The organism is Amycolatopsis rifamycinica, assembly GCF_000695625.1.
Taxonomy (GTDB): domain Bacteria; phylum Actinomycetota; class Actinomycetes; order Mycobacteriales; family Pseudonocardiaceae; genus Amycolatopsis; species Amycolatopsis rifamycinica.
The window spans coordinates 190,870-214,894 of sequence record NZ_JMQI01000028.1; the positions used below are offsets into that span (position 1 = coordinate 190,870).

Annotated in this window: 22 protein-coding genes; 17 read left to right on the forward strand and 5 right to left on the reverse strand. The window is 71.2% G+C overall.

The window, feature by feature from the left end:
- Nucleotides 1–152 precede the first annotated feature (152 nt).
- The 12 genes from DV20_RS15345 (at nucleotide 153) to DV20_RS15400 (ending at nucleotide 11,719) form a co-directional block, all read left to right on the forward strand.
- A complete protein-coding gene (locus DV20_RS15345) occupies nucleotides 153–1,145 on the forward strand; it encodes an LLM class flavin-dependent oxidoreductase (protein ID WP_200876431.1) in 993 nt (330 codons plus the stop codon).
- A gap of 475 nt (nucleotides 1,146–1,620) precedes the next feature.
- Nucleotides 1,621–2,415, forward strand: a complete 795-nt coding sequence (locus tag DV20_RS15350) for an MlaE family ABC transporter permease (RefSeq protein ID WP_043780661.1) — start codon at nucleotides 1,621–1,623, stop codon at nucleotides 2,413–2,415.
- A gap of 1 nt (nucleotide 2,416) precedes the next feature.
- Nucleotides 2,417–3,268 carry an MlaE family ABC transporter permease gene (locus DV20_RS15355; protein WP_043780662.1) on the forward strand — a complete coding sequence of 284 codons (852 nt, stop codon included), beginning with the start codon at nucleotides 2,417–2,419 and terminating at the stop codon, nucleotides 3,266–3,268.
- Nucleotides 3,265–4,539 carry an MCE family protein gene (locus DV20_RS15360; RefSeq protein WP_043780663.1) on the forward strand — a complete coding sequence of 425 codons (1,275 nt, stop codon included), beginning with the start codon at nucleotides 3,265–3,267 and terminating at the stop codon, nucleotides 4,537–4,539. Before DV20_RS15355 ends, DV20_RS15360 begins: the two co-directional genes overlap by 4 nt.
- The gene (locus tag DV20_RS15365) at nucleotides 4,536–5,543 is read left to right on the forward strand and encodes an MCE family protein (RefSeq protein ID WP_043780665.1); all 1,008 of its coding nucleotides are present in this window, start codon (nucleotides 4,536–4,538) and stop codon (nucleotides 5,541–5,543) included. Before DV20_RS15360 ends, DV20_RS15365 begins: the two co-directional genes overlap by 4 nt.
- A complete protein-coding gene (locus tag DV20_RS15370) occupies nucleotides 5,540–6,532 on the forward strand; it encodes an MCE family protein (RefSeq protein WP_043780974.1) in 993 nt (330 codons plus the stop codon). Before DV20_RS15365 ends, DV20_RS15370 begins: the two co-directional genes overlap by 4 nt.
- Nucleotides 6,529–7,536 carry an MCE family protein gene (locus DV20_RS15375; RefSeq protein WP_043780977.1) on the forward strand — a complete coding sequence of 336 codons (1,008 nt, stop codon included), beginning with the start codon at nucleotides 6,529–6,531 and terminating at the stop codon, nucleotides 7,534–7,536. Before DV20_RS15370 ends, DV20_RS15375 begins: the two co-directional genes overlap by 4 nt.
- Nucleotides 7,533–8,660 carry an MCE family protein gene (locus DV20_RS15380; RefSeq protein WP_084093491.1) on the forward strand — a complete coding sequence of 376 codons (1,128 nt, stop codon included), beginning with the start codon at nucleotides 7,533–7,535 and terminating at the stop codon, nucleotides 8,658–8,660. The genes DV20_RS15375 and DV20_RS15380 overlap by 4 nt, the downstream gene beginning before the upstream one ends.
- Entirely contained in the window at nucleotides 8,660–9,865 is a 1,206-nt protein-coding gene (locus DV20_RS15385) for an MCE family protein (RefSeq protein WP_043780666.1), read from the forward strand. The genes DV20_RS15380 and DV20_RS15385 overlap by 1 nt, the downstream gene beginning before the upstream one ends.
- Nucleotides 9,850–10,365, forward strand: a complete 516-nt coding sequence (locus DV20_RS15390; protein ID WP_084093492.1) for a hypothetical protein — start codon at nucleotides 9,850–9,852, stop codon at nucleotides 10,363–10,365. Before DV20_RS15385 ends, DV20_RS15390 begins: the two co-directional genes overlap by 16 nt.
- On the forward strand, nucleotides 10,362–11,012 hold the full coding sequence (locus DV20_RS15395) for a hypothetical protein (RefSeq protein WP_235190847.1): 651 nt from the start codon (nucleotides 10,362–10,364) through the stop codon (nucleotides 11,010–11,012). The genes DV20_RS15390 and DV20_RS15395 overlap by 4 nt, the downstream gene beginning before the upstream one ends.
- Nucleotides 11,013–11,053: 41 nt before the next feature.
- Nucleotides 11,054–11,719 carry a hypothetical protein gene (locus DV20_RS15400; RefSeq protein ID WP_051736011.1) on the forward strand — a complete coding sequence of 222 codons (666 nt, stop codon included), beginning with the start codon at nucleotides 11,054–11,056 and terminating at the stop codon, nucleotides 11,717–11,719.
- A gap of 57 nt (nucleotides 11,720–11,776) precedes the next feature.
- On the opposite strand, the gene DV20_RS15405 is transcribed toward DV20_RS15400, so the two are convergent.
- A complete protein-coding gene (locus DV20_RS15405) occupies nucleotides 11,777–12,724 on the reverse strand; it encodes an RCC1 domain-containing protein (RefSeq protein ID WP_235190848.1) in 948 nt (315 codons plus the stop codon).
- Between the two features lie 362 nt (nucleotides 12,725–13,086).
- Between DV20_RS15405 and DV20_RS15410 the strand changes: the two genes are divergently transcribed.
- Together DV20_RS15410 and DV20_RS15415 are read left to right on the forward strand one after the other, a co-directional pair.
- Nucleotides 13,087–13,710 carry a DUF6801 domain-containing protein gene (locus DV20_RS15410; RefSeq protein WP_043780667.1) on the forward strand — a complete coding sequence of 208 codons (624 nt, stop codon included), beginning with the start codon at nucleotides 13,087–13,089 and terminating at the stop codon, nucleotides 13,708–13,710.
- Between the two features lie 87 nt (nucleotides 13,711–13,797).
- The gene (locus DV20_RS15415; protein WP_051736012.1) at nucleotides 13,798–15,228 is read left to right on the forward strand and encodes a DUF6801 domain-containing protein; all 1,431 of its coding nucleotides are present in this window, start codon (nucleotides 13,798–13,800) and stop codon (nucleotides 15,226–15,228) included.
- 95 nt (nucleotides 15,229–15,323) lie between these two features.
- Here the strand turns inward: DV20_RS15415 and DV20_RS15420 are convergent, their stop codons facing one another.
- Nucleotides 15,324–16,607, reverse strand: a complete 1,284-nt coding sequence (locus DV20_RS15420) for a PucR family transcriptional regulator (RefSeq protein WP_043780669.1) — start codon at nucleotides 16,605–16,607, stop codon at nucleotides 15,324–15,326.
- Between the two features lie 309 nt (nucleotides 16,608–16,916).
- On the opposite strand from DV20_RS15420, the gene DV20_RS15425 reads away from it, so the two are divergent.
- The 3 genes from DV20_RS15425 (at nucleotide 16,917) to DV20_RS15435 (ending at nucleotide 19,272) form a co-directional block, all read left to right on the forward strand.
- Nucleotides 16,917–17,612: a hypothetical protein gene (locus DV20_RS15425; RefSeq protein ID WP_043780670.1), complete on the forward strand. Its 696-nt coding sequence runs from the start codon at nucleotides 16,917–16,919 to the stop codon at nucleotides 17,610–17,612.
- On the forward strand, nucleotides 17,609–17,971 hold the full coding sequence (locus DV20_RS15430) for a GntR family transcriptional regulator (RefSeq protein ID WP_043780672.1): 363 nt from the start codon (nucleotides 17,609–17,611) through the stop codon (nucleotides 17,969–17,971). The genes DV20_RS15425 and DV20_RS15430 overlap by 4 nt, the downstream gene beginning before the upstream one ends.
- Before the next feature lie 128 nt (nucleotides 17,972–18,099).
- On the forward strand, nucleotides 18,100–19,272 hold the full coding sequence (locus DV20_RS15435; RefSeq protein WP_235190849.1) for an IS481 family transposase: 1,173 nt from the start codon (nucleotides 18,100–18,102) through the stop codon (nucleotides 19,270–19,272).
- A 47-nt stretch (nucleotides 19,273–19,319) separates the two neighbouring features.
- On the opposite strand, the gene DV20_RS15440 is transcribed toward DV20_RS15435, so the two are convergent.
- From DV20_RS15440 to DV20_RS15450, 3 genes are all read right to left on the reverse strand, one after another.
- Nucleotides 19,320–20,111: an arginase family protein gene (locus tag DV20_RS15440; protein ID WP_043780676.1), complete on the reverse strand. Its 792-nt coding sequence runs from the start codon at nucleotides 20,109–20,111 to the stop codon at nucleotides 19,320–19,322.
- Nucleotides 20,112–20,180: 69 nt separating this feature from the next.
- A complete protein-coding gene (locus DV20_RS15445; protein WP_043780678.1) occupies nucleotides 20,181–23,558 on the reverse strand; it encodes a pyruvate carboxylase in 3,378 nt (1,125 codons plus the stop codon).
- A gap of 113 nt (nucleotides 23,559–23,671) precedes the next feature.
- Nucleotides 23,672–23,884: a hypothetical protein gene (locus DV20_RS15450; protein ID WP_043780679.1), complete on the reverse strand. Its 213-nt coding sequence runs from the start codon at nucleotides 23,882–23,884 to the stop codon at nucleotides 23,672–23,674.
- Nucleotides 23,885–24,025 lie beyond the last annotated feature (141 nt).

The window sequence follows — 24,025 nt, forward strand, 5'->3', positions numbered from 1 at the left end:
GCCAATCGGCCGCGGCCGGGTGCGGGAATCGCGCGACCCGCACCACGGCACCGGCACGAAGGCCGCACCCGACCCGGCGTGAAGATCGTCACAGGCGGCGCCCGGACGGCCCGGCGGGAAGCAATCGCGGCACCGGGGCGTTGACCCCGGTTGTGAGCTCACTGCCTGACGTGCCGCTGTCCGTGCTCGACCTGTCCCCCGTCTCCGAGGGGAACACCGTCGGCGAGACGCTGCGCAACACCCTGGACCTCGCCCGCGCCGCGGAACGCCTGGGCTACCACCGCTACTGGCTGGCCGAGCACCACAACATGCCCGGCATCGCCAGCTCGGCCACCGTCGTGCTGATCGGGCACGTCGCCGACGCGACCGAGCGGATCCGCGTCGGGTCCGGCGGGATCATGCTGCCCAACCACGCGCCGCTGGTCGTCGCCGAGCAGTTCGGCACCCTGGAGGCGTTCCACCCGGGCCGGATCGACCTCGGCATCGGCCGCGCCCCCGGCACCGACCAGCGGACGGCGCTGGCGCTGCGCGGCCCCGGCGGGCTGTCGGCCGAGAACTTCCCGGAGCACCTGCAGGAGCTGATCGGCTACTTCACCCATTCGGAGGCCCGCGGGGTCAACGCGGTGGTGGCCGAGGGCAACCAGCCGCCGGTGTGGCTGCTGGGTTCGAGCGGCTTCAGCGCCCAGCTGGCCGGACGGCTCGGGCTGCCGTTCTCCTTCGCCCACCACTTCGCCGCCGAGAACACCATCCCGGCCGTGCAGCTGTACCGCGAGAACTTCCGGCCCGGCGTGCTCGACGAGCCGTACGTGATGCTCGGCGTGTCCGTGGTCGCCGCCGAGACCGACGAGCGCGCCCGCTTCCTGGCCGGCCCGTCCGGGCTGACGTTCCTCAGCCTCCGCCGCGGCCGCCCGATCGCCCTGCCGACACCGGAAGAGGCCGCGGAGTACCCGTACACCGAGATGGACCGCGCGTTCCTGGCCGAGCGCTTCGGCTCCAGCGTCGTCGGCTCGCCGGAAACCGTCCAAAAGGGACTCGAGCAGCTCCTGGCCGACACCGGCGCGGACGAGCTGATGGTCACCACGATGGTCCACGGCCACGCCGACCGCGTCCGCTCCTACGAAATCCTCGCCGGCCTCAAGTCCTGACCCGTCCTGAAGGGTCGACACGCGTGATCCAGGGGTCGACACGCGTGATTGAAGGGTCGACACGGCACCGCCCACGGCTCCGCAGCGTGTCGTCTCTCTGATCACGCGTGTCGACCCTTCAGACACGCGTGTCGACCCTTCGAGCACGTCCGCCGGGTGCGGGAATTGACAAAGTGGGGTGGGTCGCCGGGCTCCGGCGGGGTCCGGAGGCGAGTTTCTTTTCCTCCGCTGACAACAAGATCGGGGGCGTTTGTCAGCCCTGGACAAGAAATGCGGGGTTACCAGCCCGTGACCGCGTGATCCTGCTCAAGTTCTTGTCTCCCAGCAAGGCCGTCGTTAGCGTACCGACCAGTAGGAAACGGCACGGTGCCCCCGAGACCGTGAATGGCCGGCAATTATTAGCCCGTTCGGTCCATTTCCTCTTGGTCATCTCGGGTGTATTCGGCGTGCCGCCGAAACCGCTGGAGGCACACGAATGGCCGAACGGACGACGACGCCGTCGTTCCCCGGGGCCGCCGCGCTGCGGCAAACCGGACGGCTCTACGGGCTCGGCCTCGACGTCGTCCGGCTGACCTTCCGCCGCCCGTTCCAGGTGCGGGAGCTGGTCCAGCAGTTCTGGTTCATCGCGAGCGTGTCGATCCTGCCGACGGCGCTGGTCTCGATCCCGTTCGGCGCGGTGATCGCGCTGCACATCGGCTCGCTGACCACGCAGATCGGCGCCCAGTCGTTCACCGGCGCGGCGAGCGTGCTCGCCATCATCCAGCAGGCCAGCCCGATCGTGACGGCGCTGCTCATCGCCGGCGCGGGCGGGAGCGCCGTCTGCGCCGATCTCGGTTCGCGCACCATCCGCGAAGAGATCGACGCGATGGAGGTGCTCGGCGTCTCGCCGGTCCAGCGGCTCATCGTGCCGCGGGTGCTCGCCGCGATGGGCGTCGCGGTCTTCCTCAACGGCATGGTCAGCGTCGTCGGCGTGCTCGGCGGCTACTTCTTCAACGTGATCATGCAGAACGGCACCCCGGGCGCCTACCTGGCCAGTTTCTCCGCCCTCGCCCAGCTGCCCGACCTGTGGATCAGCGAGATCAAGGCCCTCATCTTCGGCTTCGTCGCCGGGGTCGTCGCCTCCTACCGCGGCCTGAACCCCAAGGGCGGCCCGAAGGGTGTCGGCGACGCGGTCAACCAGTCCGTGGTCATCACGTTCCTGCTGCTGTTCGTGCTGAACCTGATCCTCACCACCGTCTACCTGCAACTCGTTCCGCCCAAGGGGAGCTGAAGTGACGACCACGGACCTCCCGAGAGCGGCGCGGGTACGCGAGGCCGTCGACCGCCGGTTCGGCTTCCTCGACACCCTCGGCGACCAGATCCTCTTCTTCCTCCGCGCGATCGCCTGGACCCCGCGCGCGCTGCACCGCTACCTGCGCGAGGTCGTCCGCTTGCTGGCCGAGGTCAGCTTCGGCAGCGGCGCGCTGGCCGTCATCGGCGGCACGATCGGCGTGATGATCGGGATGACCGTGGCCACCGGCACGGTCGTCGGCCTCCAGGGCTACTCCGCGCTGAACCAGGTCGGGACGTCGGCGTTCGCCGGGTTCGTCTCCGCCTACTTCAACACCCGCGAGATCGCGCCGCTCGTCTCCGGCCTCGCTCTGAGCGCCACCGTCGGCTGCGGGTTCACCGCGCAGCTCGGCGCGATGCGGATCTCCGAGGAGATCGACGCGCTCGAGGTGATGGGCATCCCCAGTGTCCCGTACCTGGTGACGACCCGGGTGATCGCCGGCTTCCTCGCCGTCATCCCGCTGTACGCGATCGGGCTGCTGTCGAGCTACCTCGCCTCGCGGCAGGTCACCGTCTGGTTCTTCGGCCAGTCCGCGGGCACCTATGACCACTACTTCCTGCTGTTCCTGCCCCCCGGTGACGTGCTCTGGTCGTTCGGGAAGGTCCTGGTCTTCAGCGTCGTGGTGGTACTGGCGCACTGCTACTACGGCTTCCGCGCGAGCGGCGGCCCGGCCGGCGTCGGCGTCGCGGTGGGCCGCGCGGTGCGCACCGCGATCGTCGCGATCAGCGTCCTCGACTTCTTCCTGTCCCTGGCGATCTGGGGCGCGACGACGACCGTGCAGGTGGCCGGATGAGACGCGAAACCCGCCGCAAGGCCGGGATCCGCACCGCGGGAGTGCTGTTCCTGGTGGTGATGGGCGTGCTGGTGACGCTCTCGATCAAGGTGTACGACAAGGACTTCGTCACCACGGTCCCGGTGACGCTCAAGGCGAGCCGCATCGGCAACCAGCTCGCGCCGGGCGGCCAGGTCAAGGCCCGTGGTGTGCTCGTCGGGGAGATCCGCGACATCCGGGCCACGCCGCAGGGCGCCGAGATAGCGCTTGCGCTCGAGCCGGACAAGGTGGACATGTTGCCCCGCACCGTCTCCGCGCTGCTGGTCCCGAAGACGCTCTTCGGCGAGCGGTACGTCCAGCTGTCCATCCCGGACGGCGAGCGCGGGCCGCACCTGGTCGCCGGCGACGTCATCGAGCAGGACCGGTCGGCGAACGCGGTCGAGCTGGAACGGGTCTTCGACAACCTCCTGCCGGTGCTGCAGGCGGTCCAGCCGCAGAAGCTGGCGACGACGCTGACCGCGGTCTCGACGGCGCTGCAGGGCCGCGGCGAGCAGATCGGCCGGACCCTCGCCACCGCCGCGGACTACCTGACCGGCTTCACCCCGCAGCTGCCCCAGTTCACCAAGGACGTCCAGGACCTCGCGTCGGTCTCCCGGCTGTACGGCGACATCGCCCCCGACCTGCTGGACGCGCTCACCGACTCGGCCGTCACGCTGAACACGGTGCACGACGAGGCACCCGACCTCGCCACGGTCTACCAGCAGGTGCGCGGCTCCGCGGGCGAGGTGCGGCAGTTCCTGGACCGCAACAAGAACAACATCATCGCGCTGTCCGCCGACAGCCGCTCCGCGCTGGAGGTCGCGGCGGAGTACTCCCCCAGCTTCCCCTGCACCCTCAAGGCGATGGACGCGCTGCGCGCGCCGGTCGACGAGGCCCTCGGCAAGGGCACGGACCAGCCCGGCATGCACGCCGCCGTCACCGTCACCCAGTCCCGCGGCAAGTACGTGCCCGGCAAGGACGACCCGAAGTACACGGCGACCGGCGGCCCGCGCTGCTACCCCAGCGGCGTCGCCCCGACGACCGGCACCGCCGCGGTCCCGCCCGGCACGTCCCGGCACCCGCTGCTGACCGGCACGCGGGACGACCTCGGCGTCGCGAACTCCCCGCAGGAACGGGAACTCCTGGCCACGGTGCTCGCGCCGCAGCTGGGCGTGCCGACCGGGCAGGTCGCGGACTGGAGCAGCGTGCTGGTCGGCCCGCTCTACCGCGGCACGGAGGTGACGCTGAAGTGAGGAACCTCGCCGGCCCGCTGCTCAAGAGCCTGGTCTTCGTCCTGGTCACCACGGCCGCGACCGTGCTGCTGGCGGTCTCCATCGCCAACACCGGCGTCGGCCGCACCGACCTCTACGGCGCCACCTTCACCGACGCGACGTCGCTCAACGTCGGCGACGACGTGCGGATCTCCGGGGTCCGCGTCGGGCAGGTCGAGGAACTCGAGATCGCCGGCCACAGCCTGGCGCACGTCCGGTTCTCCCTCGACGCCGGACGGCAGCTGCCCGCCGACGTCGGCGCGGTCATCAAGTACCGCAACATGGTCGGCCAGCGCTACATCGCCCTGGAACGCGGCGCCGGCGGCGGCGGCACGCTGCCGGTGGGCGGCGAAATCCCGCTGGAACGCACCACGCCGGCCCTGGACCTGACCGAGCTGTTCAACGGCTTCAAGCCGCTGTTCCAGGCGCTCTCGCCCACCGACGTCAACCAGCTCTCCGGCGAGATCGTGCAGGTGCTGCAGGGCGAGGGCGGCACCGTCGAGGAGCTGCTCGCGCACACCGGCTCGCTGACCTCGACGCTCGCGAGCCGCGACCGGCTGATCGGCGAGGTGATCACCAACCTCAACCACGTGCTCGGCACGGTGAACAGCAAGGGAACGGCACTGACGACGTTGATCTCGACGCTGCGGGAGCTCGTTTCCGGCCTGGCCGCCGACCGCGTCGTGATCGGCGACGCGATCAGCGGCATCGGTGACCTGTCCACGGCGACCGCGGGCCTGCTCGGCTCGGCACGGACGCCGCTGAAGGACACCATCACCGGGCTCGACAGCGTCACGAAGAACCTCGCGGACGAGAACACCCTCTCCGGTCTGGAGCAGACGCTGAACACGTTGCCGGAGAAGCTGAACGGCCTCGGCCGGATCAGTTCCTACGGCTCGTGGATGAACTTCTACGTCTGCAGCTCCGTCCTCCAGACCCTGCCGCCGCGCGGGACACCCGCGACCGCCGAGAGGTGCGGCTCGTGAAGTCCTTCAAGGAACGCAATCCGCTCGCGCTCGGCGCCGCCGGGAGCGTCGTGCTCGCCGCGCTGCTGACCCTGACGTTCAACTACGACGACCTGCCGATCGTCGGCGGCGGCACCACCTACCGCGCGGAGTTCTCCGAGGCGGCCGGGCTGCAGCCCGACGACGAGGTCCGCGTCGCCGGCATCAAGGTCGGCGAGGTCCGCGACGTCGAACTGGCCGACGACCACGTGCTCGTCACCTTCCGCGTGAAGAACGCCTGGGTCGGCGACCGGACGTCGGCGGAGATCCGGCTCAAGACGCTGCTGGGCCGCAAGTTCCTCGCGCTCAAGCCGACCGGCGACGGCGTGCAGGACCCCGGCCAGGCGATCCCGCGCACCCGGACGGTCACCCCGTACGACGTCACCGAGGCGTTCAACGGCCTCGCGAACACCGCGGGTTCGATCGACACCCGGCAGCTCGCCGACAGCTTCACCGCGATCAGCGACACCTTCCGCAACGCCCCGGCGCACGTGCGCACCACCCTCGACGGGCTGTCCGCGTTGTCGAAGACCGTGTCCTCCCGCGACGACCAGCTCGCCGGCCTGCTGGCCAACGCCAAGAAGCTCACCACGACGCTGGCGGACTCGAACCAGGACTTCGAGCAGCTGCTCGCGGACGGCAACCTGCTGCTGGGCGAGCTCGACCGGCGCCGCCAGGCCATCCACGACCTGCTGACCGGCGCACAGGCGCTGGCCACCCAGCTCTCCGGGCTGGTGGCGGACAACGCCGGCACGCTCAAGCCGGCGTTGAGCCAGCTGAACACCGTGACCGACCTGCTGACCCGGCAGAACGACAACCTGGCGAAGAGCCTGGCCGCCGCCGGGCCGTACTTCCGGCTGGCCAACAACGCGCTGGGCAACGGCCGGTGGCTCGACTCCTACCTCTGCGGCCTGCTGCCCGAGAACCGTGACCCGTGTGTGCCGCCGAAGCGGACGGGAGCCCCGAAGTGAACGCCACCCGCACCTACCGGTTCCTCGCCGCGGCGCTCGTCACGGCGCTCGTCGTCGTGGCCGCGCTGTGGTGGCTCTTCTCCGGCACCGGCCTCAGCCGCGCCACCGTGCTCTTCTCCCGCGCGGTCGGCGTCTACAGCGGCTCCGACGTCCGGTTGCTCGGCGTCCGGATCGGCCAGGTCGAATCGGTGACCCCGCGCGGCGAGCAGGTCGAGGTGACGCTCACCTACGACGGCTCCGCGCCGGTCGCGGCCGACACCGACGTGGTCGTCATCGCCCCCAGCGTCGTCGCCGACCGGTACGTCCAGTTCTCCAAGCCGGCCCGCGGCGGACCGCGGCTGGTGAACCACGCGACCATCGGCCTGGACCGCAGCGCGACCCCGGTCGAGCTCGACGAGCTGTACGCCAGCCTCGATTCGATCACCAAGGCACTGGGCCCGGACGGGGCGAACAAGAACGGCGCCCTGTCGGACCTGCTCACCACCGGCGCGAAGAACCTCCAGGGCAACGGAACCGCGTTCAACGACTCCGTCAGGCAGCTCGCGGAGCTGGCCAGGACGCTGTCCGGCAACTCCGGCGACCTGTTCGCCACCGTCCGGGAGCTGCAGCGGTTCACCAGCATGCTGGCCGCCAACGACGGCCAGGTGCGGCAGGTCAACCAGCAGCTCGCGGCGGTGTCCGGCACGCTGGCGGCCAACCGCGACGAGCTGGCCTCGGCCCTGCGCTCGCTGGGCAGCGCGCTCGGCGACATCCAGGCGTTCATCAAGGACAACCGGGCGCTGATCAAGTCCAATGTGGACAAGCTGGCGGTGACCACGCAGACGCTGGCCGACCAGCGCGCGTCGCTGGCCGAGCTCATCGAAACCGCGCCGCTGGCCGCGACCAACCTCCTGCAGACGGTCGACCCCGGCACCGGCGCGCTGCAGACCCGCACCGACCTGATCGACTACCTGCCGCTGCCGGTGACCGGGGACGTCTACACGAACGAGGTGGGCGGACGATGAGAAGAGCACGACGCGTCACGGCCCTGGCGGCCGGCTGCTGCCTGCTGCTGACCGCCTGCTCGGGCGAGTTCAAGGGCGTCTACGACTTCCCGCTGCCCGGCGGCGCCGACGTCGGCGACCACCCTTACCACGTCACCGTCCAGTTCGCCGACGTCCTCGACCTGGTGCCGCAGGCCGCGGTGAAGGTCGGCGACGTGCCCGTCGGCCGGGTCCAGACCATCCGGCTCGGCGCGGACGGCTGGACCGCCGAGGCCGTCGTCGAGGTCAACGGCGCCGTCGTGCTGCCCGCCGACGCCGTCGCGCGGCTGCGCCAGTCCAGCCTGCTCGGCGAGAAGTTCGTCGAGCTCGCCGCGCCCGAAGGACAGGCCCGGCAGACCGCGCGGCTGGCCGACAACGCCGTGATCCCGGTGTCCCGCACCAACCGCAACCCGGAGGTCGAAGAGGTCTTCGGCGCGCTTTCGCTGCTGCTCAACGGCGGCGGTATCGGGCAGCTGCAGACGATCAACCGCGAGCTCGGCAAGGTGATGACCGGCAACGAGACGCAGATCCGCTCGTTCCTGTCCGGGGTGCGGACGCTGGCCACCGACCTCGACACCCACCGCCAGGACATCGTCACGGCCCTCGACGGGGTCAACCGGCTGGCGACCACGCTCGCCGACCGCGACAAGCAGGTGTCCGGGGCGCTCACCGACCTGACGCCGGGCCTGCGCACGCTGACCGACCAGCGCACCCAGCTCGTCACGATGCTCCAGTCGCTCGACGACCTCTCCGGCGTCGCCACCGACGTCATCCGGAAGAGCAAGGACGACCTGGTCGCCGACCTGCGAGCGCTCGCGCCGATCCTGCAGCGGCTGGCCGACGCCGGGGCGTCGCTGCCGAAGGCGCTGGAAATCCTGCCCTCGTTCCCGTACACCGACGCGGTGCTCCCGGCGATCAAGGGCGACTACCTCAACGTCTACCTGTCGGTCATCCCCGCGCCGGACGTGCAGCTGCCGAACTACGGCGAAGGCATCCCGCCCGTCTGCGAGCCGGGCGCCAAGGGCAACAACCCGCCCTGCCTGCCGACGCTGCCGCCGCTTCCGCTCCCGGCCGCCGGCCAGGTCACGACGCCGGGAGGGCGCTGATGCTGACCACCAGGATCCGGGTCCAGGTCATCGCGTTCGTCGTGATCTCGCTGGTCACCGTCGCGTTCGTCGGCGCCAGCTACGCGGGGATCGGCCGGCTCTTCGGCGACGGCGGGTACACCGTGAAGCTGGAACTGGCCGAGGGCGGCGGCATCTTCACCAACGGCGAGGTCACCTACCGCGGGGTCGCCGTCGGGCGGATCGGGCAGCTGCGGCTGACGCCGTCCGGGATGGAAGCGGACCTGGTCATCGACCGCTCGGCCCCGCCCATCCCGGCGAACGCGCAGGCCGTGGTGGCCAACCGGTCCGCGGTCGGCGAGCAGTACGTCGACCTCCAGCCCCGCACGTCGGACGGCCCGTTCCTGGCCGGCGGCTCGGTCATCCCGCGGGAGAAGACGACGCTGCCGATGCCGGTGCAGCACCTGCTCGGCGACCTCGACGCGCTGACCGCGTCCGTGCCCACCGGCGACCTGCGCACCGTCGTCGACGAGCTCGACGACGCCCTGCGCGGCACCGGGCCGGACCTGCAGGTGCTGCTGGACACCGCGACTTCGTTCACGAAGGACGCGTCGGCCAACCTGCCGCAGACGGCGAAGCTGATCGACGACGGCTCGACCGTGCTGCGCACCCAGCTCGACTCCTCCGCCGAGTGGCGCTCGTTCGCCGGCAACGCCAAGCTGTTCGCCGCGCAGCTGTCCGACGCGGACGGTGACCTGCGGCGGCTGATCGCCACCGCGCCGCCGGCCGCGAGCGAGCTGGGCACCCTGCTGCGGGAGACCGACCCGGGGCTGCCGATCCTGCTGGCCAACCTGCTCACCACGGCGCAGGTGGTCCAGGCCCGCACCGGCGACCTGGAGCAGCTGCTGGTGGCGACGCCGAAGATGGTCGCGGCGACGTCGACGGCCTTCGCCGGCGGCGACGGCAACCTCGCCATGGCGCTGACGTTCTACGACCCCGTCCCCTGCCGCGCCGGGTACGAGAGCACGCAGTACCGGCCCAGCACGGACACCTCGCCGCTGCCGTTCAACACCAGCGCGTCGTGCACGCTCGAAAAGGGCGACTCGACGTCGGTGCGGGGCTCGCAGAACGCGCCGCACCGGCCGGTGCCGCCGGCCGCGGTGCCGGGCTCCGGAGCCCCGCTCGCGGCGTCGCCCGGCCTGGCGGTGTCCCCGACCATCGAGGAGATGCTGTGGCTGGGAAAGTGAAGTGGCCGCTGCGGGTCGCCGTGTTCGCGGTGGTCGTCACCGCCGCCTTCGCGGGCTGGTCGGGGTTCTCCTGGTACCGGACCGCGCACAGCGAAGAGCTGACCTACGGCACCGCGCGCGACGAGGCGCTGGCCGGCGGCCGGGAGCTGGTCGCGCGGCTGTGCACCCTGGACTACCACCGGCTGGACCAGGGGCTCGCGCAGTGGCTCGACGCGTCGACCGGCCCGCTGCACGACCGGCTGGCCCGCACCGACGACGCCACGAAGAAGACCCTCGTCCAGGACGCGACGGTGTCCACCGGCAGGGTGCTGGACGCGGCACTGAGCGAGCTCGACGAGCACGCCGGCACCGCGAAGCTGCTGGCCTCGGTGGAGATCACGGCCCAGAAGGACGGCGTCGCCCCGGCGACCAAGCGCAACCGGTTCGCGGCGGGCCTGGTGCGGACCGGCGGCGGCTGGAAGCTCAGCGCGCTCGACGAGCTCCCGGTGGGGGCGCGATGAGCACCGCCGACGCACCGGCCGCCACCGAAGAAGAGCCCGAAGTGACCGTCCCCGCTGCCGATCCCGGCGAGACCACCGGTACCGGGACCACTCCAGAGTCTTCGGAGACTTCGGAGACTTCGGAGGACGACGCGCCGTCGCGACGCCGCCCGGTGCTGCTGCCGCTGCTGATCGCGGTGTCGGTGCTGCTGGCCGCGGCGGGCGTGGTGTTCACCATCGCGGCACGGTCGGCGGCCGACGACCCGGCCACCGCCAACCGCGCCCTCACCGACGTCGGGGCCACCGCCGACGTCACCTCGGCGGTGACGCTGGCCCTGAACCGGATCTTCTCCTACTCCTACGACAAGACCGACGTCACCGGGCAGGCCGCGCGGGACGTGCTGCGCGGTGACGCCCGCGCCACCTACGACCGGCTCTTCGCCCAGGTGAAGGAGAAGGCACCGGCCCAGAAACTGGTGCTGACGACGCGGGTGACGTCTTCCGCGGTTCAGGAAATCCGCGACGGCCACGCCAGGCTGCTCGTGTTCCTCGATCAGTTCGCCACCCGTGCCGACAACAATTCGAGCAGTTCCGCGGCCGCCCAGCTTTCGGTGACGGCGGAACGCAAGGGCAATACCTGGAAGATTACCGGCCTCACCCCCCGCTGACCCAGTTTTTCCACCGCTGCACAATTCGAAGGAGAGTTGGCATGCCCACTTTGTTGCGCACTCGGAAGAACGGCCGGAAATGGGCGCGCGCGGCCGCGGTCGTGGCGACCGCGGGCATCGCGCTGAGCGTCGCCGCCGTACCCGCGTCGGCCGACGTGGTCGAAATCCCGGTCGGCTACACCGTCACCGGCAGCACCGTGGTCAAGAAGACCGGCAGTGCGATGACCCTCGGCCCGGGCAACCTCGACGGCGCACTGGTCATCGACGACCAGACCGGCTCGGTGGGCCTGCGGGCGAACCTGTCGCTGCCGCCGTCGCAGGCGAACATCTCGCTGGTGTCGGGCCTGTTCAAGATCAAGGCGAAGGTCAAGATCACCCCGACCGGCCCGGCCACCGGCACCCTCGCCGACGGCACGCTGACCACGCACGCCCAGGCCAACATGGAGATCTACGACATCTGGGCCGGCCTGCTGGTCCCGGTGATCCCGCTGCCGACGGTGCCGGGCAGCTGCAAGGCGAGCAAGCCGCTCGACCTGGACCTGAGCGCGAAGGACGTCGACATCTTCGGCCCGAAGATCACGGTGACCGGCACCTACACCATCCCGGAGTTCAAGAACTGCTTCATCGCCGACCTGGCGCTGGGTGCCCTGGTCTCCGGGCCGGGCAACACGATCTCGCTGGACCTGGCGGCCAAGACCGAAGGCTGATCCGCCGGGCGGAAAGAGGGGCTTCCCGGCCGGGAAGCCCCTCTTTCCGTGTTCCGGTCAGCAGGGCGCGGACGGATCCGCCTTCAGCACGACGCTGAACCGGTCGCCGGCCGAGGCGGCCAGCAGCGGGCCGCAGATGCCGTTGCTCAGCGGGTCGCTCTCCAGCTGGTCGTTGGATCCCCAGCCGACGACGTCGCCGTTGCTCTTGAGCGCGAGGTTGAACGTCCAGCCCGCGTCGATCGCGACGACGTCGGACTGGGCCGCCTCCGGGACCTCGGCCTGGTGGTTGTCGTTGCGGCCCCAGGCGATCACCCGGCCGTCCTTGAGCGCGAGGCTGTGCTGGTGACCGGCGGAAACGGCGGTGACGCCCGATCGCGCGTCGGCCGGGACGTCCGACTGGCCGAAGTTGTCGCTGCCCCACGCGATGACCCCGCCGTTCTTCAGGGCGAGACTGTGGTCGCCCCCGGCGGAGACGGCGGTGACGCCGGAGGTCGCCTCGGCCGGGACGTCCGACCGCAGGCCCCAGCCGACGACGCGGCCGCCCGCCTTGAGCGCGAGGCTGTGCATGGCGCTGGTGGAGATGGCGACGACGTCCGACTGCGCCTCGGCGGGCACGTCCGTCTGGCCGTACCAGTCGTTTCCCCAGGCCAGCACGCCGCCGTTCTTGAGCGCGAGTTCGTGGGCCCAGCCGGCGGCGATCGCGCTGACACCGGACGCCGCCGCCGCCGGCACCTCCGTCTGGCCGAAGTTGTTGTCGCCCCACACCAGGACCTGGCCGTCCTTGAGCGCCATCGCGTCCATGCTGCCCATGGACACCGAGGTCACGCCCTCGAGCGCGTCCGGCGACGGCCCCGAGATGTAGTTCGAGTAGCCCCACTCCAGGACGCCGCCGGTGTCCTCGGCCGCGGCGGACGCGGACGACACGAACGGGACGGCGACCAGTGCCGCGGCCGCCAGCACGGCGGACCGCCGGGAAGCGTTCCGGAAACGGTAGACTTCGGCCACGGGTATCTTCTTTCGCTGAATCGATTCGCGCGGTTACGGTGCACGCGCGCACCCAGATACTAACCCGGACAATCGCCCGACGACACCCGTCGAGTTCTTTGTCAAGCGCCAACCAAGAGTCCGCTGCGCATACTCCGCTGTTGACAAAAATCGTGGCCGTGAGGACCACCGCCGGTTCCGGTCCGGCACATGCTTGTTGCGCAACCGACTGGCGAGTAACCTTATTTCTCACAGCCACCTCGCGAGGGTCAGGGCTGAGCCAGGGAAATCCCCGGGGGAATTCGCGGTACCGATCGGTCCGCGGGGCGCGTGGGCAGCGCCGGACAAGACGTCAACTGGATGATCAAAGGAGATTGACAGTCATGACCCGACTCAAGAACTTGTCCCTCAAGGCCGTCACCACCGCGGCCGTCGTCAGCACGCTCGGCATGCTGACCGCCGGCGTCGCGGCGGCCGACACGACCTACAACGCCGCGGCCATCCACCGCTGCACGTTCCCCGGCATCCCGCAGCAGGACGTGGCGATCACGGCGTTCCTGACCGGGCCGGACTCGATCCCGGTCAACGGCACCGCCGTGCCGACCAACGTCGGCGGCACCGCGACGATCTCCGCCGCGGTCCACTCGCTGCTGACCGCCGTCGGCTACGACGGCATCCGCGGCAAGGCGACCGTCCCGGTCACCGCGGCTCGCGGCTCCGTGTCCGGCCCGGCGACCAACCTGGACATCCCGGAGACGATCTACCCCGCCGGCGGGCCGATCACGGTGAACATCAACCAGGACGCGAGCTCGACGGTGCCGACCTACACCGCTCCGGCGACCGCCGGCACGGACACCCTCTCGCTCGGCTCACCGATCACCGCCGCGCTGCAGTTCCACAAGGCGTCCAACAACACCTGGGCGAACTGGAACATGAGCTGCACCCTGAAGACCACCAGCCCGGCGCAGAACAAGGCGTTCTCGCCCGACTTCGTCATCACCCCCTGATCACCGGGTGAAGCACTACCGTAGGGATGGCCGGGGCCCCGGCCATCCCTACGGTTCGTTCCCCAGCAGCACGGACAGGAGCACGGCATGGCCCCACGGCTGACCCGGCGGACGGCGACCCGCGGCGCGATCGCGCTGGCGTGCGCGGTGTCGGTCACCACCGGCGCGTTCACCGGCACCGGTTCGGCCGCGCCGGGCGAGCCGGACGGCGAAGCGGCGTCCGGACGGCACGAGCTGACCAAGACGCTGGCCACGACGTGCCCGTTCGCCGATCCGGTCGGGCCGCTCGCGCTCGCCGTGAAGACGGCCGCGTCGCTGCCCGCCTCGATGACCGTCGGGCAGCCCGTGACCATCGACGGCCTGGCCGTGTCGTTCTCCCTCCCGCGCGCCGCCGCCCAGCAGCTGCTCGGCACCGGCAGCACCCTCGAAGGCGGGCTGACCTTCCAGCTGCAGCTGGAGCAGGGGAAGGTCAAGGACACCCTCACCGTCCCGATGACCATCGCGGCCACCGGGTTGCCCGCCGAAGGCGATCTCCCGCTGGTGGCCACCGGAAAGCTCCCGGCGTTCTCCCCGTCCACCGCCGGCGTGCTGCGGATCCGGGTGACGGCACCGAAACTCGCGCTCGGCCGCACCGGCGCGCCCCCGGACCAGCCCGCCGAGCAGGTGGCCTGCACCGCCGACGGCGGCCAGGACCCCTCGTTCGGCTCGGTGGCGGTGCTGGCGGCCACCCCGCCCGCGGCGGGCAAGCCGGCACCGGAGAAGAAGGCCGCCCCCGGTCCGCGGCCGGCCGGCCCGCGGAAGCACTCCCTGCTCGACGAAGAACCGCCGCCGGACGACACCACCACGATGGTGCTGCCGCTGCAGCCGAACCAGGTCGACAACACGAGCACGATCGCCAGGACCGGCGCCACGATCCGCAGCAAGCCGGCCGCGCTGGCGAACGGCGTCTGGCTGAACATCACGGACGCGCAGGGCTTCCCCGTCCGGAGCGAGGTCACCGGCGAGCTGGCGTTCGCCCCGGTGACGGTGTCCTACCTGGGCTACGGCTTCCTGCCGATCAGCGCGACCGTCGAATTCCTGCCGGTGGACCACCAGCGCAGCACGATGATCCACTCCTTCGGCACCCTGCTGGACGGGTTGCTGCGCAACCACCTCGAAGTGGTCTCGCGGCTCAGCGACGTCAAGGTGAACGGCGTCCCGCTGGACGCCGGCCCGGACTGCGTGTCGGAGACGCCGATGCCGATCGACATGATGGGCGAGTACGACCCGTTCGGCGGCGGCTTCATCCGCACCGATCCGGACAACCCCGACCCGAAGTACCGGGGCTTCACCCTGCCGGCGTTCAAGAACTGCGGGGCGGCCGAGCGGCTGAGCTCGTTGTTCACCGGTCAGAACTCGGGCCCCGGCAACCAGGCCTCGGCGCGGCTCACGATCATCCCGCTGTGCGCGGAGGCGGACCACCGCAACTGCCCGCCGGTCACGCCGATCCCGCCGGAGACCTTCCGCCGGAGCCGCTGAGTCCCCGGCGGCTCGCGATCCGGTCGGCTCGCCGGATCAGTCCGAAAAGGACCGCGTCGAGCCCCGGGGTGGCCGGGGATCCGTCCGGGCCCCGGTTACCGCGGCGTCCATTGTGGATGACTGCCGCCGGACCGCGGTGACGGCAGCAGGTCGGTCACCGGGTACCGCAGGGGCAACGGCGCCGCACCCGCGCGCAGGGCCAGCTCCATTTCGAAGCGGGCCGCCGGGTCGCGCAGGCTGTCGCCGAACGTCGCCTGCAGCTGGCGCATGCGGTAGCGGACCGTCTGCGGGTGGACGCCGAGGCGCTCGGCGATCTCCACCACGTTGCCCTGGCTGTCCAGCCACGCCCGCAGCGTCTCCAGGAGCCGCTCCTGCTGCTTGCCCGTCATGTCCGCCAGCGGGGCGAACAGGCGGTGCCGCAGCGTGCCGACCAGGCCGGTGTCGGAGTTGACCAGCAGCGTCGCCAAGTGCTCTTCGGCGCGCAGCACCGGGCGCGGCGCCAGCACGCCCCGCTCGGCCAGCTGGAGCGCATTGCGGGCCCAGCGCAGGGAATCGGCCACCGACGCCAGCGGGACGCACGGGCCGATCGACAGGCGGCAGTCGGGCAGCGCCACCTGCAGGGCCGCCAGCCGGGGGCCGCTCAGCTCGCCCGGGACGACCAGTTTCGGGTCGGCGGTGTCCAGCTCGGCGAGGACGTCCGCGTCGAGCCCGGCGGGCCGGCGGGCCGGGGCGACGCCGCTCGCCGGGCAGATCGCCACCGGCGTCGCGTCGGACGGCACCGGCCAGCCGATCAGCTGGGCCAGCTCGGCAATCGCCTTGGGGGACGCGGGCGGCGTCTCGAGGATCAGGTGGAGGAGCTTGCGGCGCCAGGAGTCCAGCGCTCCCGCCGTGCGCGCCTTCGCCTCCAGGTAGCCGTCGAGCGCCACCGACGCGAGTTCGTCCATGAACGCCAGCATCGCGTCGGCCAGCTGCGACATCACCGCCGAGGACAGGCCGCTGCGCCGCCCGACGCGCATGATCCGCCGCCACGACACCCGCGCGCCGACGCGGTAGGCCGACTGCAGCGTGTCGAGGCTGCGGCCTTCGCGCATTTCGTTCTGCCCCAGCCGGTGGTGCACCTCGTGGGACTGTTCCTTCGACACCGTGGGGTCGGCGATCTGCGCGACGAACAGCGTGATCGCGTATTCGACACCGGCGCGGATCGACTTGCCGTAGGGGCCGTCGAGCGGGCGCGCGTAGGCCGGGATGGTCGCCCGGATTTCTTCGACGATTTCCGCGGCGAGGCTGGCCAGTTCGGGTCGCAGGATGTCGGCCAGCTTGCGCGGTAGCGTGGCGGGAGGAGGCGGCGCAGCGTGATCGAATCCGCGCTCCACCGACATCGCAGCTCCTTTGCTCCGCCCCGGGTTCCCGGTCGCGGGCGCCCCGCGGCCGGGCACCCCGCACCTGTCGCGGGGTGACAACGGGCACATCGAAAAACTAACGCCAAACGTGTCACTCCCGTGAAGGAAAACCGGGATATTGTCAACTCGGTGACAATTTTTCGCAGCCCGGCTGCGATCGGCTGACAAGTGTCCCGCCGACTGCACGGTCACGTGCGTACGAACGGGCGAACTCCCAACGACCGGCCCGCGCTGCGGTTACGCTGGAGTCTTGTATCGTGTGGTTGATACAAGACGAGGAGGGTCCGCATGCCGTGGGACAACGTGCTCTGGGTCGCCGTGCTCATGGGGCTGGTCGGCCTGGCCATCCTGATCGTGCTCTGGCCGGGGAAGAAGCACGGTAAGCGCTTGCTGGAACGGTGGGGGGTGGCCGAGCCCGAGCCGGCGGAGGTCGAACTGGCCGTCCGCTACCTCAAGCGGCGCCGGCTCTGGTACCCGTGGCTGTTCCTCGCGATTCCCCCGCTGCTCGACGACACGACGACGGGCTCGATCCTGGCCACGCTGCTGCTCGGCGGCCTGATCGCCGAACTGCTGGCCCAGCGCCCGTCCCGCGGCCCGCGCCGGGAGGCCGAGCTGGCGCCGCGGGCGCTGCTCGGGATCGTCCCGGCCTGGATCCTGGTGCTGGGCGGGCTGGCGGCCGCGGGCGCGCTGGCGCACCTGGCGCTGACGGCGCAGTGGAAGCTGCTGGCGGTGGCGGTGGGCACGGCGCTGATCAGCGCGGCCATCACGCTGCTGGCCGTGCGCCGGCCGGCGGTCGGTGCGGCCCGGGCCGACCTGGCGCTGCGCTGCCGCAGCGCGCGGGTGGCGGTCGGCCTGGGCATCGGCGCCTGCACGGCGATCGGCTGGCCGGCGGGCGACTTCGTGTCCTTCCTGGCCGTGGTGGCCGGCCTGGCGGCGTTCCTGGCGGTGACGGCCCCGGCGAAACCCCGGCCGGCGGCGGCGTGAAGATCGTCGTCGACACCGACAACGGCGTGCCGCCCTGGCGGCAGGTGCACGACCAGGTGGTCCGCGCGGTGACGGCGGGGGCGCTGCCGGAAGGGGCCAGGCTGCCGCCGATCCGCCAGCTGGCACGGGATCTGGGCCTGGCGTCGGGAACGGTGGCCCGGGCGTACCGCGAGCTGGAGGCGGCGGGCTGGGTGACGACGGCCCGCGCCCGCGGCACGGTGGTGACCGTGCCCGCGGACAGCCCGGACCGCGAGACCCTGCTGGCCACCGCGGCGGCGGAGTTCGCGGCGCACGCCCGTGATCTCGGCGCGGACCTCGACACGACCTTGGAGGCGGTCCGCGCGGCCTACGGGTCGTGAGTGGTAAGGCGGGTGAGAAACCTATGTTGAGTCTCAGGACTTCGCCGACAGTTGATGTCTCAGGACCTCACGGACACTGACCGGCCTGTCAGGATGGTGGCCAGGGCTTTTGTGGTGATCATGCGTCGATGGGCAGAGCAGGGTTTTCGATGGATCCTGAGTTCGTCGCCGCGGTCGCCCGGGTCGCTCACGGCGAGAAGATCAACGTGGCGCGGTTCTGCCACGAGCACGGCCTGTCCCGGGACACCTTCTACAAGTACCTGGCCCGGTTCCGCGCCGAGGGAGCGGACGGGTTCACCCGCCGCAGCACCGCCCCGCACCACCACCCGACCGCGGTCGGGGCATCGGTGGCGGAGGCGGTGCTGCGAGCCCGCAAAGAACTCGCCGAGGCGGGCCTGGACAACGGCCCGATCTCGATCCGCTGGCGACTACAGGACACCGGAACCAGGCCGGTGCCCTCGCGTGCCTCGATCCACCGGATCCTGCGCACCCACGGCCAGATCGTCCCGCAACCTCGCAAACGACCGAAAACGCGGCGCCGGTTCACCTACGCCGACCCCAACGGCTGCTGGCAGATCGACGGCATGGAGCACTACCTGGCCGACGGCACCAAGGTCTGCATCATCCAGATCCTCGACGACCACTCCCGCCTCGACGTCGGCACCCACGCCGCGACCGGTGAGACCACCGCCGACACCTGGGCCGCGCTGCAACAAGCCTTCGCCGGCTACGGCCTGCCCGTCAAAATCCTGTCCGACAACGGGCTGGCCTTCACCGGCAAACACCGCGGCCGGATGGTCGAACTCGAACGCCACCTCGCCGGACTCGGGATCACCAGCATCGCCGCCACCCCGCATCACCCGCAGACCTGCGGCAAGAACGAACGCGGCCACCAGACTCTGCAGAAATGGCTCGCCGCCCGGCCACCCGCCGACACCCTCACCGACCTGCAGGAACTGCTCGAGCAATACCGGCAAATCTACAACAACCGCCGCCATCAAAGCCTCGGCGGAGACACGCCCCAGCAGCGTTACGACACCCGGGCGAAGGCCGCCCCCGCCACCGGACCACGACGACTCAGCGGCATGAGCACCCGGCCCGTCTCGGCCACCGGCGTGATTGCCTTCTCCGGCTGCTCCATCGTCCTCGGCCGCGGCTGGGCCAGGCGCACCGCCACCGTTTACTGGCAAGGCGACCGCGTCACCGTCATGATCGACGACACGGTCGCCCGCCAGCTCACGCTAGACAGATCGGTACGCTACCAACGCCTCACCAACCAGAAACTGTCCGAGAAGTCCTGAGACAAATCTGTCTGTGAGGTCCTGAGACAGCACAGCGGGTGAGAAACCTACTCTCCACTCACGAGGAGCCGGCCCACCGCGGCCAGCACCGGCTCCAGCACCTCGACCTCGCGCGGCGTGCCCACGCACTCGGTGATCCCCGCGCCCACGACCTCGAACCGGGCCAGTGCGTCCAGCTCCGCCACCAGCCGCGCGATGGTCCAGCCGTCCGGCTCCGGGTGGTTCTGCCCCGCGAACTCGGCCGGGTCCAGCACGTCCAGGTCCACGTGCACGTACAGCCGCTCCACGCCCGCCAAGGCGTCCGGGGAAGTCACCGCCAGGCCCCGCGCGATCGCCGCCTGTTCCTCCGGGTCGAACGCGCGCGTTCCGGCGAGCAGCACGTTCCCGGGGGTCAACGCCGGGTCCGCCGCGAACTCCGGGTCGCCCTCGCCGAACAGCGACCGCAGCACCATCCCGTGGAACGCCCCCGACGGCGACGTCTCGGCCGTGTTCAGGTCCGGGTGGGCGTCGAACCACGCGACGCCCAGGCCCGGCCCGTACCGGTACCGCGCGACCCCGATCGGGACCAGCTCGACACCGCAGTCGCCGCCGATCGTCAGGACCGGGCCGCCCGGGGCCTCCAGAGCCGCCAGCTGGGCCGCCCGGTTCGCGCCGGTCAGCACCGCGCGGGACGCGATCCCACGGTCCACTTCGGACACCGTCCGGGCCTGCCGGACGTGGTGGACGGGCCGGCCGAGCACGTGCCCGGCCAGCTCGGACAGGGCCACACAGCCGTCCGGCAGTTCCGCCGCGCGCGGCCCGGCCGCGCCCTGCCGTTGCGGCACCGCGTTGATCAGCATCCGCCGAGCGTAGCGCGGGTCGTGAGGGGTGAGGCGGGTTCCAACCCGCCTTACCCCCTCACGACGGGGTTACTCGAGGACCAGCAGGAGGTCGCCGCCCTCGACCTGCTGGACCGAGGTGATCGCCAGCCTGGCCACCTTGCCGCCGGTCGACGCCGTGATCGAGGCCTCCATCTTCATCGCCTCGATCGTCGCGACCGTCGCCCCGGCTTCGACCGTGGCGCCCTCGGCGACCTGCAGCGTCACCACGCCCGCGAACGGCGCCGCGACCTGCTTCGGGTTGCCCTTGTCCGCCTTCTCGGTCGCCGGGATGTCCGAGGCGATCGAGCGGTCGCGGATCTGGATCGGCCGCAGCTGGCCGTTCAGCGTCGACATCACTGTGCGCACGCCGCGCTCGTCGGCCTCGCCGATCGCCTCCAGCTCGATGAGCAGCCGCACACCCGGCTCCAGGTCGACCGGGTACTCCTCGCCCGGCCGCAGCCCGTAGAAGAAGTCCTTGCTGGGCAGCACCGACGTGTCGCCGTAGGCCTCGCGGTGCGCCTCGAACTCCCGCGTCGGCCCGGGGAACAGCAGCCGGTTGAGCGTCCGGCGCGGTTCCGCCGCCAGCGCGGCACGGTCCTCTTCGGACAGCTCGACGACGGGCTTCGCGGCGGCCCGGCCTTCGAGGGCCTTGGTGCGGAACGGCTCCGGCCAGCCGCCCGGCGGGTCGCCGAGCTCGCCGCGCAGGAAGCCGATCACCGAGTCGGGGATGTCGAACTTGTTCGGCTCCGCCTCGAAGTCGGCCGGCGAGACGCCCGCGCCGACCAGGTGCAGCGCGAGGTCGCCGACGACCTTGGACGACGGCGTCACCTTCACCAGGTGGCCGAGGATCTTGTCCGCGGCGGCGTACATGGCCTCGATGTCCTCGAACCGGTCGCCCAGGCCCAGCGCGATGGCCTGCGTGCGCAGGTTGGACAGCTGGCCGCCGGGGATCTCGTGGTCGTAGACGCGCCCGGTGGGCGACGCGAGCCCGGCCTCGAACGGCGCGTAAATCTTGCGCACGCTCTCCCAGTACGGCTCCAGGTCGCCGATCGCCCGCAGGTCCAGCCCGGTGGTGCGGGCCGAGTGGTCGGTGGCCGCCACGATCGAGGACAGCGACGGCTGCGACGTCGTGCCCGCCATCGACGACACCGCGCCGTCGACCGCGTCCGCGCCCGCGTTGATCGCCGCGAGGTAGGTGGCCAGCTGGCCGCCCGCGGTGTCGTGGGTGTGGATGTGCACCGGCAGGTCGAACTCCTTGCGCAGCGCGGTGACCAGCTTGGTCGCCGCGGGCGCGCGCAGCAGCCCGGCCATGTCCTTGATCGCCAGGACGTGCGCCCCGGCGCCGACGATCTGCTCGGCCAGCTTGAGGTAGTAGTCGAGCGTGTAGAGCTTCTCGCCCGGGTCCGAGAGGTCCGAGGTGTAGCAGAGCGCCACCTCGGCGACCGCGGTCCCGGTCTCGCGCACGGCCTCGATGGCCGGGCGCATCTGCTCGACGTCGTTGAGCGCGTCGAAGATCCGGAAGATGTCGATGCCGGTCTTGGTCGCCTCTTCGACGAAGGCGCTGGTCACCTCGGTCGGGTACGGCGTGTACCCGACGGTGTTGCGCCCGCGCAGCAGCATCTGCAGGCAGATGTTCGGCACGGCTTCGCGCAGCGCGGCGAGCCGCTCCCACGGGTCCTCGGCGAGGAACCGCAGCGCGACGTCGTAGGTCGCGCCGCCCCAGCACTCCAGCGACAGCAGTTCGGGGAGCGTGTTCGCGACGACCGGCGCCACCGCGAGGAGGTCCTTGGTGCGGACGCGGGTGGCGAGCAGCGACTGGTGCGCGTCGCGGAAGGTCGTGTCGGTGACGCCGATGTGCGGCGACTTGCGCAGCCACTCGGCGAACCCGGCCGGGCCGAGCTCGACGAGCTTCTGCTTCGAGCCCGGCGCCGGCTGGGCGTCCTTCGGCAGCTTCGGCAGCTTGAGCGTGGCGTCCGGGGTCTTCGGGCGCTCGCCGTGCGGCTTGTTGACCGTCTGGTCGGCGAGGTAGGTCAGCAGCTTGGTGCCGCGGTCGGCCGAGGTCCGCGCGGTGAGCAGGTGCGGACGCTCTTCGATGAACGACGTCGTGACGCGCCCGGCGCGGAAGTCCGGGTCGTCGAGGACGGCCTGCAGGAACGGGATGTTCGTGGCGACGCCGCGGATCCGGAACTCGGCGACGGCACGGCGGGCGCGCCCGACCGCGGTCTTGAAGTCGCGGCCGCGGCAGGTGAGCTTGACCAGCAGCGAGTCGAAGTGGGCGCTGATCTCCGTGCCGGAGAAGGCGGTGCCGCCGTCGAGCCGGATGCCGGAGCCGCCCGGCGAGCGGTAGGCGGAGATCATGCCGGTGTCCGGGCGGAAGCCGTTGGCCGGGTCTTCGGTGGTGATGCGGCACTGCAGCGCGGCGCCGCGCAGGTAGATCTTGTCCTGGGACAGCCCGAGGTCGGCGAGGGTTTCGCCGGCGGCGATCCGCAGCTGCGACTGCACGAGGTCGACGTCGGTGACCTCTTCGGTGACCGTGTGTTCGACCTGGATGCGCGGGTTCATCTCGATGAAGACGTGCTTGCCCTGCTTGTCGAGCAGGAACTCGACGGTGCCGGCGTTGCGATAGCCGATCTGGCGGGCGAACTTGACCGCGTCCGCGCAGATGCGGTCGCGCAGCTCGGGGTCGAGGTTGGGCGCCGGGGCGAGCTCGATCACCTTCTGGTGGCGCCGCTGCACCGAGCAGTCGCGCTCGTAGAGGTGGATGACGTTGCCTTCGCCGTCGGCGAGGATCTGCACCTCGATGTGCCGCGGCTCGACGACGGCCTTCTCGAGGAAGACGGTCGGATCGCCGAAGGCGGACTCGGCCTCCCGCGCGGCGGCCTCGATGGACTCGCGCAGCAGGGCGGGGTCCTCGACCCGGCGCATGCCGCGCCCGCCACCACCGGCGACGGCCTTGACGAAGACGGGGAAGCCGAGGTCGCCGGCCGCCGCCACCAGCGCGTCGACGTCGCTGGACGGTTCGGACGAGCCGAGCACGGGCACGCCGGCCTCGCGCGCGGCCTTGACCGCGCGCGCCTTGTTGCCGGTGAGTTCGAGGATCTCGGCGCTCGGCCCGACGAAGGTGATGCCCGCTTCTTCGCAGGCGCGCGCGAGATCGGGGTTCTCCGAGAGGAAGCCGTAGCCGGGGTAGACGGCGTCGGCCTTGGCCTTCTTCGCGGCGGCGACGATCTCGTCGACCGAGAGGTAGGCGCGCACGGGGTGACCGGGTTCGCCGATCTCGTACGCCTCGTCGGCCTTCAGCCGGTGCAGCGAGTTGCGGTCTTCGTGCGGAAACACGGCAACCGTGCCGGCACCGAGTTCGTAGCCGGCGCGGAACGCCCGGATCGCGATCTCCCCGCGGTTGGCCACCAGAACCTTGCGGAACATGCCCGGTCCTTCCCTCTTGGATCGGTAAGTCAACGCACGTTACCCGGTTTTTCCCGCTCTGCGGGAGTTGAGTCCCGGGTGATGGACGTCATGCGGACCAGGAGGTTCGGTGGTCACCCCTGGTGGCAGTCCTCGACGACACCTCGGCGCGCGGCGAGCCTGATCCGGTCCGGCCGCCACTCCAGGGTGACCGCCGGGTGCCGGTCGAGGTCGACGACCTGCACGTGGAAGCCGTCGCGCTCGCAGCGCTCCCGGGCGTCCCCGATCTTCCGGCCCACCAGCTCGGCCAGGTCGAACGAAGGCTGCCGCCGCTCGAACCCTGGCATGGCGCACCTCCTCCGGCTCCAGCTTTCCGGACTCCGGCATCGACCGCCAGAGGGCGCGGAGAGCAACCGGTGGGCCTGCCTCTCCGGCAGTCGAGCTTCGCGGGTGTTTTGCATTCAGGACCTCGGACGTCCTGGACGAGT